This is a genomic window from Zobellia galactanivorans (assembly GCF_000973105.1).
GTDB classification, from domain to species: Bacteria; Bacteroidota; Bacteroidia; order Flavobacteriales; family Flavobacteriaceae; genus Zobellia; species Zobellia galactanivorans.
Window position 1 is genome coordinate 5050431 of sequence record NC_015844.1, and the last position, 14221, is coordinate 5064651.

Below are 14221 nucleotides of genomic sequence, written 5' to 3' on the forward strand. Positions count from 1 at the left end.
CTATTCTAAATTGTTTCTAGGTAAAGTTGTTTTAATTCATTCGCGTCGATTTCACTGGCCTTTAATTTTTGGGCCAAGACCCCTTCTTTCATAATGCCAATGGTGTTACCCAATTCAACGGCATTAAAAATATCATGGGTCGCCATAAAGATGACCTTGCCCATATCGGCAAGTTCCTTACAGATTTTGGTGAATTCCGCAGTGGCTTTGGGGTCTAGGCCTGAAGTGGGTTCGTCCATAAAAATGACCTCTGCATTTTTGGCCAGTGCAATGGCAATACCCACTTTTTGCCGCATTCCTTTGGAGTAAGACGATAGCCGTTTATGCTGCGCATCTTCCTGTAATCCCGTTTTGGACAAAAAGGCTTCCAATTTGGCCATGGTATACTCAAAACCGGCCAAACGACTAAAGAAATCCAGGTTTTCTACCCCGCTGAGGTTACCGTACAACTGTACCGTTTCGGGGATATAGGCCGTGAGTTGATTGGTGTCGTCCTTGCCGACCTCCTTATCGGCCACAAAGGCCTTGCCGCCATCCTTTTTAATAAAGCCCAAAAAGATATTGATGGTCGTGGTCTTTCCTGCGCCATTTTGACCTAAGAGACAGAATATTTCTCCTTTGGAAACTTCAAAAGAAACATCTTTTAAAGCCATTTTTCCGTTGTAGGATTTGGTAATGTTCAATGCTTTTAACATAAGTGATATATGAATTAAAAATTGATGCTGAAATTTATCGCACACGTGTATTCTACCGTAATCGATACAGTGAACAAACATTGTTATAATAGTTGAAGAACCACCCTAGAATAGGGGGTGGGGCCCATATTCTTAAAGGACTATTTCGGAGTCATGTACCACCTTTTCTTCTGCAAATGATGTATTGCATAAAAACGGAAACGACATAGCAACAGGACATAAGTATCCTATAAACAGTATAGTGCTAAAAAAATAAGGACGACTAGAATCGTGGGGGAGGCCTGGTAAAGCGATTACTGGCTAAGAGCCTGTCTTTAAAAACAAGGTCCGGAGCCTTGTTCGTAAGTTTCTTTTCAAACAGATAGAATTCCGTCTGCGGTAAAACTGGGGTTTCAGCTTCTATAAGAGGCGTAAAATTGACCGCCGAGGTGATATGACACACCTCACAATGTTGGGCATCGGAATCATCAATGTGATGGGTAAGCGCATGCAAGCCCGCTACCTTGAATAGAAGAATCAAGGTTACATAAAATAGGGCAATAATGTGCTTAATGTTTTTCATTGCAAGCCGTAAAAATAAATAATATTATAGACTATGAACAAGATATGGCAAAAACATATAGACATTTACATAAACAAAAGGAATGCCTCTACTACTTATTTATACAGAGAAGTGGGCAACGTCAAGGCTTATTACACAGACAAATAATCGTATAGCCCTGAATATCGAAGCTTGCCTTCATTGAAGCCCGTTCCCTCAGACAATAGTTTTATCTTTTAAACACACAAAAGAATATTCTTACAAATCAACGTTAACCTTTCTTCTTTCCTCCCATAAAACCTCTAAATAATGTTTAACTAAATCATATGTTATGGGAATTGGAATCAGATTAAGCGAATTACGATGTGAGGAAGAAAGTACTTCCGGATTTTCAAAAAGGAGGCGAAGGCTAAGAAGAAAGCGTCACTCAGACGAAATTCAATTATTGATTGCGGTGATAGATAATGCTTCCGGAGAATTAATCGACACCTTCAATTACGTAAGGGGAGAGGTAGACAGTGGAGATGTATTCCGTCCTGATGAGTTGTTTTTAAGTACCACGGAAAACAGTTCCCTAGAGGTAAAACTCCGAATAATGCTTTTAGAAATTGATGGAGTCCGTCAATTAAAAAAAATCACGGATAAAAATTACAAGACGTGGGAAGGCAATCAATCCATTGCTTTTCACAGTGAAGGCAACCAAGACAACACTGCGATTGGCTTAGGTTTTGGATCTCCTTTTTTGATTGCGGCCTTTAGGCATATCGCCGATGCCGATCTTTTGGCCTACGATGAGGTTATCGTAACTCGAGAGCAGATATCGGGGTCTAGGCCTATTGATAATGTAAGCGAGGAGGCCTCCCCATTTGCAAGGGTCTTTTCTGAAGGTGGAACCACTATATCGGCATCAGGCGGGACCGTTCCCGTAACGGGAGTCCGTAGAGTCCCTATCAAATTGACCCGTCGTGTTGACTTCAGTAGGCCTGCAGCAAACCGCTTATTGGCTTCGATGACCTATAATTCAGAAGAAGCCCTAAGTAGATACAACATTAGGGTAACTTTTTCCATCTAAGCTAAAGTATATTAAAAAACAGAGCCCCATCAGGGGCTCTACGTTTATCCCAAAATGAGTAGTCATATAAAAAAACTATGTTGACTTACCCAACAGTTTTATCCCACTTTAAAAAGTTCCTATTTACTAAACACAAAGAAGCATCCCAAATAAAAACCCTCCGTCTTGCCTATCTCTGTATTTATAGTACGGCTCAATGTGTAGAGTACCCGTTTTGATCCTTCTTTCATCGGTCTCATTGTTTTTTTTCTTCCTTACCTAGCAATTTAAGATCTCCGTAGAAAAAAATATCGGCTAAAAGCAAACAAGGGCGGATTGAGAGACCAAGTTGCCATCCTTTTTTGCGATATTTTTTCATTAAAGGTTAATGATTGGCACAATGGGAAACCCTAATTATGGTTTAAAGCAATTCCTTCGTTTTTAGGGAGCTTTTTAGTCGCTCATGGTTTTCCCAGAACCGATCTTCGATATTTTGCATCACCCCTTCAAATTCCGGATGCTTTTTTAGCGGCGCAATGGCCGGATCCAATTGCATGAACAAGAGGATCCAATACTGAAAATGGTTTTTGGCAGCAAATTCCTTGAGTTGTTCGATGGCCAGATCCAATTTTCCCTCATGGGCGTACTTTACCGCCATACTGGCCGGTTTATATATGGATTGATCGTGTTCGCAATAATCCGCATACGACGCGAACAAGCGGTCCGCCTCTTTAAAAAATCCCTTCTTTTCGTATACGAAGGCAAGTTTGATATCTTCTTGGGGATAGACCTCCAAGCCCTTCATCCTTCTAATTTCATCAAATTGTCTGTAATAGTGGTAGGCACTGTCGTATTCCCTTTTAAAGTAATGCAATTTGGCGGTTTCCTGTAGGATATCAAGACGGGCAGTATCTTTTTGCAATTCCCTTTTAATTCGGGTCAACGTCTGTCGCAAATCCTTATCCCTTGCATACAGAATATAGGCCTTTAAGTACGGAGCATAGTAATTCTGTGGATCAAATTCAAGGGACTTGTCAATATAGTCCAAGGCTTCATCCACAAAACCCGATTGAACAAAGGCATTGCCCAAATTTAAATAGATATAACTCTTGGCTACGGAGTCATTGGCGGCAATATCCAATTGAATTCCCTTTAAGGCATACTCCAGGTATTTGCCGGTATCGGGAATGAAATTGGAATATAGGAGGGCCAGCATTTGTACAACCGATGAAGAATTCGGATTGTATTCCAAGGCTTTTTGAAGGTGGGGCACGGCCAATCGATAATCGCCCGTATGTTGGTAGTAAAGGGCTTTAGCCATAAGGCTCTCGGCAAGCTTAGGGTCGTAGAGTAGGGCCTTGTCGGCATAATTGTTAATTTGTTCCGTGTATTTTTTCTCCTTTTTGAACAGGTCCAAATAATAATAGGCAATGGCCAGATCGGCATAGACCAAGGCAAATTCGGCATCTTCTTCCAGGGCTTTTTCAAATAAGGGAATAGCTTCTTGCAATCCTTCTTCCGTTCTCGACAAAAATGGCCCTTGTGCCTTGAGGTAGTAATCATAGGCTACTAGGTTATCGGTAGGTTTTTTGTCTATCCGCTCCAATTCGGAGGGAGTCACATTGGCCTCAACGGCATGGGCTATCTTTTTTGCCACTTCGTTTTGTAGGGCAAAGATATCCAACACCTCGTGGGTATATTGCTGTCCCCAAATACGCGAATCGGTGGCGGCATCTATCAACTGTATGTTCAACAGCACTTGGTCGCCCACTTTCTGTCCGCTTCCCTCCACAATATAATTGACACCTAGGTCGTGGGCTATCTCTCCAATGTTCTTGTCGGAGTTCCTGTATTTTTCTACAGAAGTACGGCTGATAACCCTTAAATCCTCAATTTTTTGAAGGTTGCCCAAGGCCGCTTCCATCAAACCGTTTACAAAATATAAGTTGGTGGCGTCATTGCTTTCATTTTTAAAAGGAAGCACGGCTATAGACTTTTCAATATCGGTTTTCACGGGAGCCTTTGAAGTAGGGGAGAAGGGCTTCCAAATAAAAACCCCTATTAGCAACAACAAGAACACCACCGCCAAGGGCCATTGGTAGCGTTTTGGAAAAGGAAGGGTTTCTACTGTGGCTTCCTTGGGAACAATGGGCTTATTTTCCTCCATCTCTTTCTCAACCTGTTTTCCCGTTTCGCCGGGCGGATGGCCGTAATGCTCCCTAAAACATTTAATAAAATAGGAGGTACTACCAAAACCTACCTGATGGGAAACCTCCGAAACCGTAAGATCGGAATCCTTTAAAAGCTCCATGGCCTGCTTTAGGCGAACCTGCCGAATAAACTGACTGGCGGAAAGTTGGGTCTGCTTTTTACATTTTCGCAAAAGGTTGGAGCGACTCATGTGCATGGCCCCGGCCAGTTCCGATACCCCAAAATGCTCATCGCTTAAATGGGCTAGAATCAAGGCTTCGGCCTGCTCGGTAAACGGACTTCCTTTTGACGGGTTCGGCATGATATTTTTTTGGTGGCTGGCCACTGGTTTTAACAAATATAAATGAATACTCCCCAAGATAAAAATAAGGGGGGTGCGTCATAATTTATATGTCTGCGCCATAATTTTTATCACTTCCGCAAGGCTTATATACATTGCCCCATAGGTAATTAGTGCTGCGTCAACGTTCGGGGGACCTTTGGAATATCAAATAAATTATAAATCACTAAAAATTGAAATCATGAAAACATCAATGAACAAACCCGAAAAACAAATGAGCTATATACTACTTATTATAGCTTTGTGCTTTTCCGCCTGTGGACAACAAAAGCAGAAGACCAACGACAAAGCCATGGGCAAGACCGAAATAAGTGCACCCGAGATTCCCCTAACACAGGCCGTGGTAACCGGCAACCTCGAAGCCGTTAAACAACATATCGAAGCCGGCACCAATCTTGATGAAAAGGATGCCCTAAGTGGTGCCACCCCATTGATGTCGGCCATTACTTTTGATAAGACGGAAATCGCCACGGTTCTTATCGATGCCGGTGCCGATCTGGAAATAAAAAATAATGACGGCTCCACCGCCCTTCACGTAGCCGCATTTTTCGGCAGGGTAGAACTAGTACAATTACTTATAGATGCCAAGGCCGACAAAACGGTAAAGAACAACTATGGGGCCACCGCCCAGGAATCCGTCTCCGGACCTTTTGAGGACATGAAGCCCATCTATGAAATGATGCAACAGCAACTGGGGCCTATTGGATTGGATTTAAACTTGGCCGAGGTTGAAAAGGCACGTCCCGTTATCGCTATAATGCTACAATAAGAAATAACAATTCAAAAAACGACAGTCATGAAAACCCTTCGACGTTACGATATAGACTGGCTACGGGTCATCGCCATAGCCTTGCTATTGATCTACCATATCGCCATCGTTTTTCAGCCCTGGGCCATGTTCGTTGGCTTCGTGCGCAGCGAAAATGCACTTGAGGGATTGTGGATTCCCATGACCATGCTCAATGTGTGGCGCATTCCGATTCTGTTTTTTGTATCGGGAATGGGACTCTTTTTCGCCATGCGGAAGCGCAACTGGAAACAACTGATCGGGGAACGTAGCCAACGAATCCTTGTGCCCTTCCTGTTCGGCATTATCGCCATTTCGCCCCTGCACATGTATCTTTTTCAAACCTTCTACAAGCAGCCTTTGAGTTACTATCCCCATACGGGCCACCTGTGGTTTTTGGGCCATATTTTTGTCTATGTCCTTATTTTTCTACCTGTTTTTCTTGTATTGAAACATCGTGGGGCAAGACTTAAAAAACTATTGGAAAAATTGATGGGTACCGCGGTCGGACCTTTGACCGTTTCCCTTTTCTTTGTGCTGGAGGCTATTTGGGTAAAGCCGCAGATTTACTCCCTCTATGCCGAAACTTGGCACGGTTTCTTTTTAGGGGCTCTGGCCTTCTTTTTCGGGTACCTGTTCGTTTATATCGGCAGTCCGTTCTGGACTACCTTGAAAAAATGGAAATGGACCTATTTGGCCATCGCGAGTGCACTCTATGCCCTACGCTATATCGAATATGCTATGGAAGCCCCAGGCTATTTAATGGCCTTGGAATCGATCTGTTGGATATTCGGCATTTTCGGACTCTTCTTCCACTACCTTAACAGGCCCGGCCGACTGTTGGCCTATTTGGGCCCGGCGGCCTACCCGGTATATATCATCCATATGTTCGTGCTGTATTTGGGGGCTTGGTTGATACTGCCCTTGGATATACATCCGATAGTACAGTTCATTGCCGTTACCGTCTTTACGTTTACGGTCTGCTTTGTCCTCTACGAGTTTTTGATCCGGAGAATTGCGGTTTTACGCCCCTTGTTCGGACTACGGATGGAAAAGTCCAAAAAGGCCAATAATTTGCTCGGAAGTCCTGCAGCCAAAGAGGCCATATAATAGGCATATTGAAATCCGGCCCTAAAGAAATATTGGAACTGGATTTTTTATAAAACACCATGGGAGCATCAAAAATAGGCGGGTGGGTTTAAATAAAATTCTCCTAGCTTGCCTATCTTTGTTATTCTTGTAGTACAGTACAATGCATAAAGTATCCGCTTTTATCTTCCTTTCACTGATATCCTTGGCATTTTCCTTGCCCAACAAAGCACTTCAAGAGGGAGTGTCAGAAAAAATAGATTCCAATCACTTTCATAACTTATACCAAGTAAGTGATGGTTTATACCGCTCGGAGCAACCCTCAAAAAAAGGGATGAAGGAGGTGGAGGCCCTGGGCATAAAATCAATACTGAACCTCAGGCGCCACAAAACGAACGAAAAGAAACTAAAGGACAGCGACCTGCATTTAGACCGTATCCCCTTAAAAGCCGCCCTCTTGAACGAAGAAGATGTCTTTACGGCCTTATCCCTCATAGACCGAGCGGAGAAACCCCTTCTTGTCCATTGCTGGCACGGTTCCGATAGAACCGGGGCCATCGTTGCGGCCTATAGGATGGTTTTCGACAACTGGAGCAAGGAACGGGCCATTGCCGAATTTACCGAAGACCGCTTCGGCTACCACAAGTCCCGATTTCCCAACTTGATCACCCTGCTCAAGGACTTGAACGTTAAGGCACTACAAAAGAAACTGGGGCAGGAAAGCAGGTCTGGCCGAGAATAACAAGGTTTGGACGAAAACAAGTAAAGGGTACCGTCGAAAAGAGACGGTGCTGGTTTTTGCAGGTATTGCCGAATAGAGCTGTTTTCAAGGTAATCGATTTAAATTATGATTATCCTTTCCAAGGCAAATGTGCTACCTTTACAGTGGGAATGACAGGACAAAAAATCCCTTTCTTGACCAAGGGGAGGAAGTGCTCGATACGGTGATTGCCAACGTGAACAGAAGCTTGAAAATGAAGGAAATACCCAGAAAGACCTTAGGGAATAATTTCAGTGTTCGCCTGATAGGTTTAATGTGTGCCGGCCTTGTGGGATGGGGCTGTACATCGACCAAACGGCATGGGCAAGAGCCCGCCCCCCAAGAGCCCATGGAAAAAACCGTGGAGGTGCATGCCAATCCCGGGGCGGATGTGGCACAAGACTATGGCTTTCATGTTCACGAGTATATTAGCTTAGAAACAAGGCCAACACCCTCCGAGCTCGATTCCCTGCTCCCAAAGGACAACATTACCGAAAAATTAAAGGAGGCCGCCTGGAAGGCTTTTTTTGAAAGTGCGAGTCCCGTTGCCCAAAAAATCGTGGAAAATTACCTGGCCAGCAAGAACAAGGAGCCCGGAGGGCATTGCCTTGCCGTCAGCAAGCGACGTATTGAAGAAGCCTATAGGCAAGTCCACGGCCATTCCCTTTACCAAGACCTGCCCGAGCGTATGGCTACAAAAATGTATCGTCCGAAACAGGTATTCGACCTACTGTATGTCTCGGCCTCGGATACCGATAGGGATTGGAAAAGCCTTCCGGAAGCCTATCGGGGCAAGGGCAACGCAGGGGCCCTTGCCTATGCGGGCATGGGAACTTTGGTCGATTCGACCGGTATCTGGGACGGGGAGTTAAGACCCGGGGCGCCCATGCAGGTATGGCGGTACAAGGAAGACTACGAGCAAGTGGTCAAAGGTACGGACGTGAAAAAACTGGACCCATACGGCCATTCCTTTATCTTTATCGACTATGTACGCGACGAAAACAATAAAATTGTCGGACTTAAAATAGCCGATCAGGGCTTTCAAAGCTATCGACCCTTGATCCCCAGGGATTACGATGTTTGGTGGGCCGTAAACCTCAATGTCTAAGTATTCCGCATCATAGGGGGAAAAAATTAACACCCCAGGTGTAATGTACTACCAATTAATACGTTATCTTAATAAGCCCCGACACCTAAAAACAATATAAGAACATGTTCCTTTTTTCCCTACTTCTTGGTTTAGGACTTGCCTCCGAAATGCCCCCTACGGCGGAAAAGGTGTCGAGCTACGGATTTACCGTCGAAACGGTCTTGTCCACTGCGAATACAAAGAATTTTAGGAAGCTTGATAAAACAGCTTCGGACAGTATCGTCGCCTCGTATACCCATACCAAGATAAGTGCAGGCCAGCTTCGTCTGCGTTTAAAGGAAGGACTTCGTCAGGGCACGGTTTCCCTAGAAACCATAAAAACCGCCTTTACCGATCAGTTGGTAGACAAGATCATTCCCCATTGGTACGGCACGCCCTGGAGTTTTGGGGGACATACGACCATACCCAAGGAAGGAAAGATTGCCTGTGGTTATTTTATATCCACCACCTTACGCGATATGGGCCTAAACCTCGATCGCTATAAACTGGCCCAAAAATCACCTATTGACGAGGCCAAAATGATCAGTTGTGGCTCGGCGATCAACAAGGTGGTACAGAATACCCCGGAAAAAGCCCATGAAGAGATCGATAGGCTGACCCAAGAGGGACTCTATTTTATAGGTTTTGATGAGGGACACGTAGGCTACCTCTTAAAAAGGGAGGGCGAATTGTTTCTGATCCATTCCAACTATCTGGCCCCGGTATCGGTTTGTATGGAGACCCTCCAAGAATCACGGGTCTTTAAAAAATTCGACACCTTTTACCTTGTGCCTATTTCCCATAACGAAAGCCTTTTGCAACGTTGGCTGGACCAAGAGACAGTGCTCTAGCTTAGACATACGGCCCAATCACGATGTTTTCCTATAACTCCAAACCGCCAATCCGTTCATAATTACGGCATAGAGCAGGGTTTTTAATAGCTGGGGAAGAATATCCATAAATCCCGAGCCCTTCAGCATCACCATACGCATGACTTCCACAAAGTATTTTATGGGATTGAATTCGGTAAGGGCCTGGGCCCATTTCGGCATGCTTTCAATGGGCGTAAACAATCCGCTCATCAAAATAAAGATCACCGTAAAGAACCAAGCGATGAACATGGCCTGTTGTTGGGTATCCGTAAAATTTGAAATGAAGAGTCCAATGCCCAGCACTACCAAAATATAAATGGAGGTGTAGAGGTACATAAGGGGTAAACTCCCCAACATGGGCACATCAAAAATGAGTTTGGCAATAAGCAAGCCTACGGTCAGCAGGCCCATGCCTATCACCCAAAAGGGAAAGAGTTTGCCAACGATAAACTGTCTTTTTTTGATCGGGGTTACATTGATCTGCTCCAAAGTGCCGATTTCCTTTTCCCGTACAATGTTCATTCCCGAGAGAAAGAGGGTAATCATGGTGACCAGGAGGACCAATATGCCCGGTACCATAAAGGTTTTGTAGTTCAAGGTCTCGTTATACCAGAACAGGGGAATGGTTTCTATGGCCATAGCCTGCACCTGTTGGTCCGTAATTTGCCGCAAATCGACCCTTAGCCCTTGATTAAAGGTTTGGATGACCTGGGTAAGGTATACGTTCTCGACACCGGCCGCGGCACCGTCGATGGCATTTATAGTGACGCCCAGGGCCTTGTACTTTTCGTTTTGCAGATCCCGTTCGAAATGTGGGGGAATGTTTAGCACGACATCGACCTCTCCCTTTAGCATGGCGGCACTGGCCCGGGCTTCCGAAGGAAAATCGGTCAATACCTCAAAATAGGTCGATGCATTGAACTTTTCGACCAAGGCCCGGGATGTAATACTGTGGTCGCCATCGATATACCCGAATTTGATGTTCTTGACTTCAAAAGTGGCGGCATTCGATAAAATGACGAGTTGTAATACGGGCATTACAAAAATAATCGGAAGCATCCCCTTGTTTCTAAAGATCTGCTTGAACTCCTTTTGTATGATGTATAGGATGGTCTTCATTACTCTAGCCTGATTTTATATTTCCTTACGCTCAAGGCGATGAAGAACACCGTCATCCCCAATAAGATCAAAGTTTCCTTCCATATAAACTCAAGGCCGACCCCTTTGAGCATGATGCCCTTAATGATGATGATGAACCATTTGGCGGGAATGATATTGCTGATGATTTGAAGGGGCACGGGCATACTGGAAATGGGAAAGATAAAGCCCGATAGCAGGATTACCGGAAGCATGAGTCCCATTAAGGAAATCATCATGGCCGTCTGTTGGGTGGCCGAAATCGTTGAAATCAATATGCCCAGGGCCAGGGCCGAAATAATGAACAGGATGCTCTCCATGGCCAATAAAAACAGGCTTCCCTGTACCGGCATGTTAAAAATAAAAATGCTCAGTACCACGATTACGACCGCGTTGATTACGGAAAGGAAAATATAGGGAAACACCTTGCCCACAATCACCTGAATGGGCTTGAGGGGGGAAACGAGGAGGATTTCCATAGTACCCAATTCCTTTTCCCTGGTAATGGAAATCGATGTCATCATCGCCGAGACCAGCATCAAGATAATGGTCATGACCCCGGGCACGAACATGTACACGCTTTTTAATTCGGGGTTATAGACCATGCGTGACCGAGGTACGATCTGATAGGCGATCACCGCATCCTTGTTCAAGGATTTTTGGTACTTCTGAAGAATGGCATTTACAAAATTAGTAATGGTGTTTGCCGTATTGGGGTCGGTGGCGTCGGTTATGATCTGTATCGTGGCCTTATGGTCTTTGATCAGGTTCTTGCTAAAATCCTTTTCAAAATTCAAGATGGCCTTTACCTTGCCCTGCTTGAAGATACTTTCAATATCCGATTCCTTTTCAATAAGCTGTTTGATACTAAAGTATTTTGAAGCGGATATCTTATTAATGATCTCTTCCGTAACGGCATCTTTTGAATAATCGAGAATGGCGATGTCGACATTGTTGATCTCATTGGTGATGGCGAAACCGAACAGTAAAATCTGGGCAATGGGCATACCGAAGAGGATGAACAGGGAGCGCCTATCCCTGAAAATATGGTAGAATTCCTTTTTTATAAAGCCTATGAACCGTTTCATCCCCTGGCCAGTTTTAAAAATACATCGTTCATGTTCGCCGCCTGAAACTGTTTCTTTAGTTGCTTCGGACTGTCCAAGGCCTCTATTTTTCCATTGACCATAATCGACACCCGATCGCAATATTCGGCCTCGTCCATATAATGTGTGGTTACAAAAACGGTGGTTCCTTCATGGGCCGCCTTGTAGATCATTTCCCAAAACTGGCGCCGGGTAATGGGGTCTACGCCTCCGGTAGGTTCGTCCAAGAACACGATTTTGGGGTCGTGGATCAGGGCCACAGAAAAGGATAGTTTTTGCTTCCATCCCAAGGGTAGGGCACCCACCAACTTATTGGCCGCCCCTTGCAATCCCAATTCCTCGATCAGGGCATTTGATTTTTGTTTGATCCGCTCTCTCGACAAGCCGTAAATGCCTCCGAAAAACCGAATGTTTTCCCTAACCGTCAAATCGTCGTACAAAGCAAACTTTTGGCTCATATAGCCGATGTTCTTCTTGATGTCCTCGGCATGGGTAAACACGTCGAATCCCGCCACCTTGGCCTGGCCCGATGTGGGATTTGAAATACCGATCAACATCTTCATGGCCGTGGTCTTTCCCGCGCCGTTCGCCCCCAGAAAACCGAATATCTCCCCCTTGTACACGTCAAAACTGATGGCGTCTACCGCGGCAAAATCGCCGAACATCTTGGTCAAGTCCGTTACTTGTATGACTTTTTCCTGCTTCATTTCGCTAGTTCCATAAAGGTGTCCTCAATCGTGGCCTCGGTCTTTTCTATGACCACGTCCGATAGGGATTTGGATTCCAGGTATTCCTTCAATTCCGAGGGATTGAAATCGTCCCGTTTGTCCGTGTAATGCACAAACTCCCCAAAAGGGTAGACGCTGTGCTTGTTTTCATAGGCCTTTAAGGCCTTTATAAGTTGATAGGTCTTGTTCGCCTTAACGTTATAAATGGATTTGGGGTAGTGCCTTACAATGGCCCGGGGCGTGTCGATCTGCAAAATTTTCCCGCCTTGGATCAGTGCGATCCGATCGCAAAGGGCGGCCTCGTCCATATACGGGGTCGACACCAAAATGGTAATGCCTTTTTGCTGCAGCCGCTTTAGCATCTCCCAAAACTCCTTTCTCGAAACCGGGTCCACCCCCGTAGTAGGTTCATCCAAGAACAACACCTCGGGTTTGTGGATCAGCGCACAGCACAGGGCCAATTTTTGTTTCATTCCCCCGGAAAGCTTTCCGGCCCTACGGTCTTTAAAAGGTTCTATTTGCACGTAGATTTCCTTGATCAGGTCGTAGTTCTCCGCTATGGTCGTTCCGAAGATGGTAGCGAAGAAAGTCAGGTTTTCCTCGACCGTCAAATCTTGGTAAAGCGAAAACTTCCCCGGCATATAGCCGACGCTGTTCCGGATCTTTTTATAATCTGAAACCACGTCAAAGCCGGCGACCCTTGCCCTGCCTTCATCGGCGAGCAAAAGCGTGGTCAGGATTCTAAACAAGGTCGTCTTTCCGGCGCCGTCGGGACCAATGAGTCCGAACAGCTCGCCCGCCTTCACTTCAAAGGAAATGGCCTCCAAGGCCTTTAGTCCCTTGTACGATTTTGATATGTGGGAAAGGCTAATGCTCATGGTTTATCGGATATCCACATTTCGGCAGGCATGCCTATTTTTAGGCTACCGTCATTGGCGACGTCTACTTTAACGGCATAGACCAAGGCCACCCGTTCTTCCTTGGTCTGGATGATCTTGGGGGTAAATTCCGCTTCCGAGGCGATCCAGCTAATGGTACCGTCGTAGGACTTCATGGTATCTTCGGCATCAATTTTAACGGTCACCTTTTGTCCTATCCTTACGCTTTCCAATTGGGGCTCGCCGATATAGACCCGCAATTGCATGGTGCTTAGGTCCGCAATTTTATAGAGGGGCTTGCCGAATGCCGTAATTTCATTGGGTTCTGCATATTTGGTCAAGACCGTGCCGTTGATGGGGTTGACGATCTTACTTTTCTCAATTTGGTCATCGATTTGCTTTAACTGTACGTCAATGGACTTCAGTTCGTTGACTACGGGGGCGTTCTGGATCTCGATGCTCCGGATCTGGTTTTGGATCACGTCGATTTCCCCGGTAACATCGTCCAACTGCTTTTGGGTACCCGCATTGTCCTTGATCAGGTTTTCAATTCGTGCCTTGTTGGTGTGTGCCGTTTTTAATCGGGAACGCAAAACCGCTATTTGCGAGAGTACGCCCTTCGACTTTGAGGCGACCACGGCCTTGGACACTTCCAGTTGCTCCCGCTTTAAGGCAAGCGGAATGGTATCGATATAACCGATCAACTGTCCTTTTTGAAGCACATCGCCCTCATCGATATCAAAGGCCATCAGTTTGCCGTTGTTTTCGGCCGAAATGGTAATTTCGGTAGCCTCAAAATTGCCGTAACCGTCTGCCTTTCCGTTGGAATCGCCACAGGAGAATAGGGTAGTGGCCGCAAGGCCCAGGCCGAGTATGTAATTGAACTTTTTCATTTCT

The 14221-nt window shown here is 45.4% G+C and carries 14 protein-coding genes; 6 read left to right on the forward strand and 8 right to left on the reverse strand.

From position 1 onward, the window contains the following. Positions 1 to 5: 5 nt before the first annotated feature. Together ZOBGAL_RS20405 and ZOBGAL_RS20410 are read right to left on the reverse strand one after the other, a co-directional pair. On the reverse strand, positions 6 to 695 hold the full coding sequence (locus ZOBGAL_RS20405) for an ABC transporter ATP-binding protein (protein WP_046287623.1): 690 nt from the start codon (positions 693 to 695) through the stop codon (positions 6 to 8). 262 nt (positions 696 to 957) lie between these two features. Further along, a complete protein-coding gene (locus ZOBGAL_RS20410) occupies positions 958 to 1257 on the reverse strand; it encodes a hypothetical protein (RefSeq protein ID WP_013995655.1) in 300 nt (99 codons plus the stop codon). 310 nt (positions 1258 to 1567) lie between these two features. On the opposite strand from ZOBGAL_RS20410, the gene ZOBGAL_RS20415 reads away from it, so the two are divergent. Beyond that, positions 1568 to 2308 (forward strand): hypothetical protein, encoded by a 741-nt coding sequence (locus ZOBGAL_RS20415; protein ID WP_013995656.1) that lies wholly within the window; start codon positions 1568 to 1570, stop codon positions 2306 to 2308. Between the two features lie 400 nt (positions 2309 to 2708). On the opposite strand, the gene ZOBGAL_RS20420 is transcribed toward ZOBGAL_RS20415, so the two are convergent. Beyond that, complete coding sequence (locus ZOBGAL_RS20420) at positions 2709 to 4799, reverse strand: helix-turn-helix domain-containing protein (RefSeq protein WP_013995658.1); 2091 nt, start codon at positions 4797 to 4799, stop codon at positions 2709 to 2711. A 220-nt stretch (positions 4800 to 5019) separates the two neighbouring features. Between ZOBGAL_RS20420 and ZOBGAL_RS20425 the strand changes: the two genes are divergently transcribed. The 5 genes from ZOBGAL_RS20425 to ZOBGAL_RS20445 all read left to right on the forward strand — a co-directional run bounded on the left by ZOBGAL_RS20425 (position 5020) and on the right by ZOBGAL_RS20445 (position 9454). Further along, positions 5020 to 5607 carry an ankyrin repeat domain-containing protein gene (locus ZOBGAL_RS20425; protein WP_013995659.1) on the forward strand — a complete coding sequence of 196 codons (588 nt, stop codon included), beginning with the start codon at positions 5020 to 5022 and terminating at the stop codon, positions 5605 to 5607. Positions 5608 to 5634: 27 nt separating this feature from the next. Further along, positions 5635 to 6735: an acyltransferase family protein gene (locus ZOBGAL_RS20430; protein WP_013995660.1), complete on the forward strand. Its 1101-nt coding sequence runs from the start codon at positions 5635 to 5637 to the stop codon at positions 6733 to 6735. Positions 6736 to 6877: 142 nt separating this feature from the next. Next, on the forward strand, positions 6878 to 7456 hold the full coding sequence (locus ZOBGAL_RS20435) for a dual specificity protein phosphatase family protein (protein ID WP_013995661.1): 579 nt from the start codon (positions 6878 to 6880) through the stop codon (positions 7454 to 7456). Positions 7457 to 7583: 127 nt separating this feature from the next. Continuing rightward, positions 7584 to 8582 (forward strand): hypothetical protein, encoded by a 999-nt coding sequence (locus tag ZOBGAL_RS20440; protein WP_013995662.1) that lies wholly within the window; start codon positions 7584 to 7586, stop codon positions 8580 to 8582. A gap of 104 nt (positions 8583 to 8686) precedes the next feature. Further along, a complete protein-coding gene (locus ZOBGAL_RS20445) occupies positions 8687 to 9454 on the forward strand; it encodes a hypothetical protein (protein ID WP_013995663.1) in 768 nt (255 codons plus the stop codon). An 18-nt stretch (positions 9455 to 9472) separates the two neighbouring features. Here the strand turns inward: ZOBGAL_RS20445 and ZOBGAL_RS20450 are convergent, their stop codons facing one another. Genes ZOBGAL_RS20450 through ZOBGAL_RS20470 form a run of 5 tightly spaced genes read right to left on the reverse strand, consistent with a single transcriptional unit; the run spans position 9473 to position 14217 of the window. Beyond that, positions 9473 to 10594 carry an ABC transporter permease gene (locus ZOBGAL_RS20450; RefSeq protein ID WP_013995664.1) on the reverse strand — a complete coding sequence of 374 codons (1122 nt, stop codon included), beginning with the start codon at positions 10592 to 10594 and terminating at the stop codon, positions 9473 to 9475. Next, the gene (locus tag ZOBGAL_RS20455) at positions 10594 to 11700 is read right to left on the reverse strand and encodes an ABC transporter permease (protein ID WP_013995665.1); all 1107 of its coding nucleotides are present in this window, start codon (positions 11698 to 11700) and stop codon (positions 10594 to 10596) included. Before ZOBGAL_RS20455 ends, ZOBGAL_RS20450 begins: the two co-directional genes overlap by 1 nt. Beyond that, the gene (locus tag ZOBGAL_RS20460) at positions 11697 to 12425 is read right to left on the reverse strand and encodes an ABC transporter ATP-binding protein (RefSeq protein ID WP_013995666.1); all 729 of its coding nucleotides are present in this window, start codon (positions 12423 to 12425) and stop codon (positions 11697 to 11699) included. Before ZOBGAL_RS20460 ends, ZOBGAL_RS20455 begins: the two co-directional genes overlap by 4 nt. Next, a complete protein-coding gene (locus tag ZOBGAL_RS20465) occupies positions 12422 to 13324 on the reverse strand; it encodes an ABC transporter ATP-binding protein (protein WP_013995667.1) in 903 nt (300 codons plus the stop codon). Before ZOBGAL_RS20465 ends, ZOBGAL_RS20460 begins: the two co-directional genes overlap by 4 nt. Then, complete coding sequence (locus ZOBGAL_RS20470) at positions 13321 to 14217, reverse strand: HlyD family secretion protein (protein WP_013995668.1); 897 nt, start codon at positions 14215 to 14217, stop codon at positions 13321 to 13323. The genes ZOBGAL_RS20465 and ZOBGAL_RS20470 overlap by 4 nt, the downstream gene beginning before the upstream one ends. Positions 14218 to 14221: the final 4 nt, after the last annotated feature.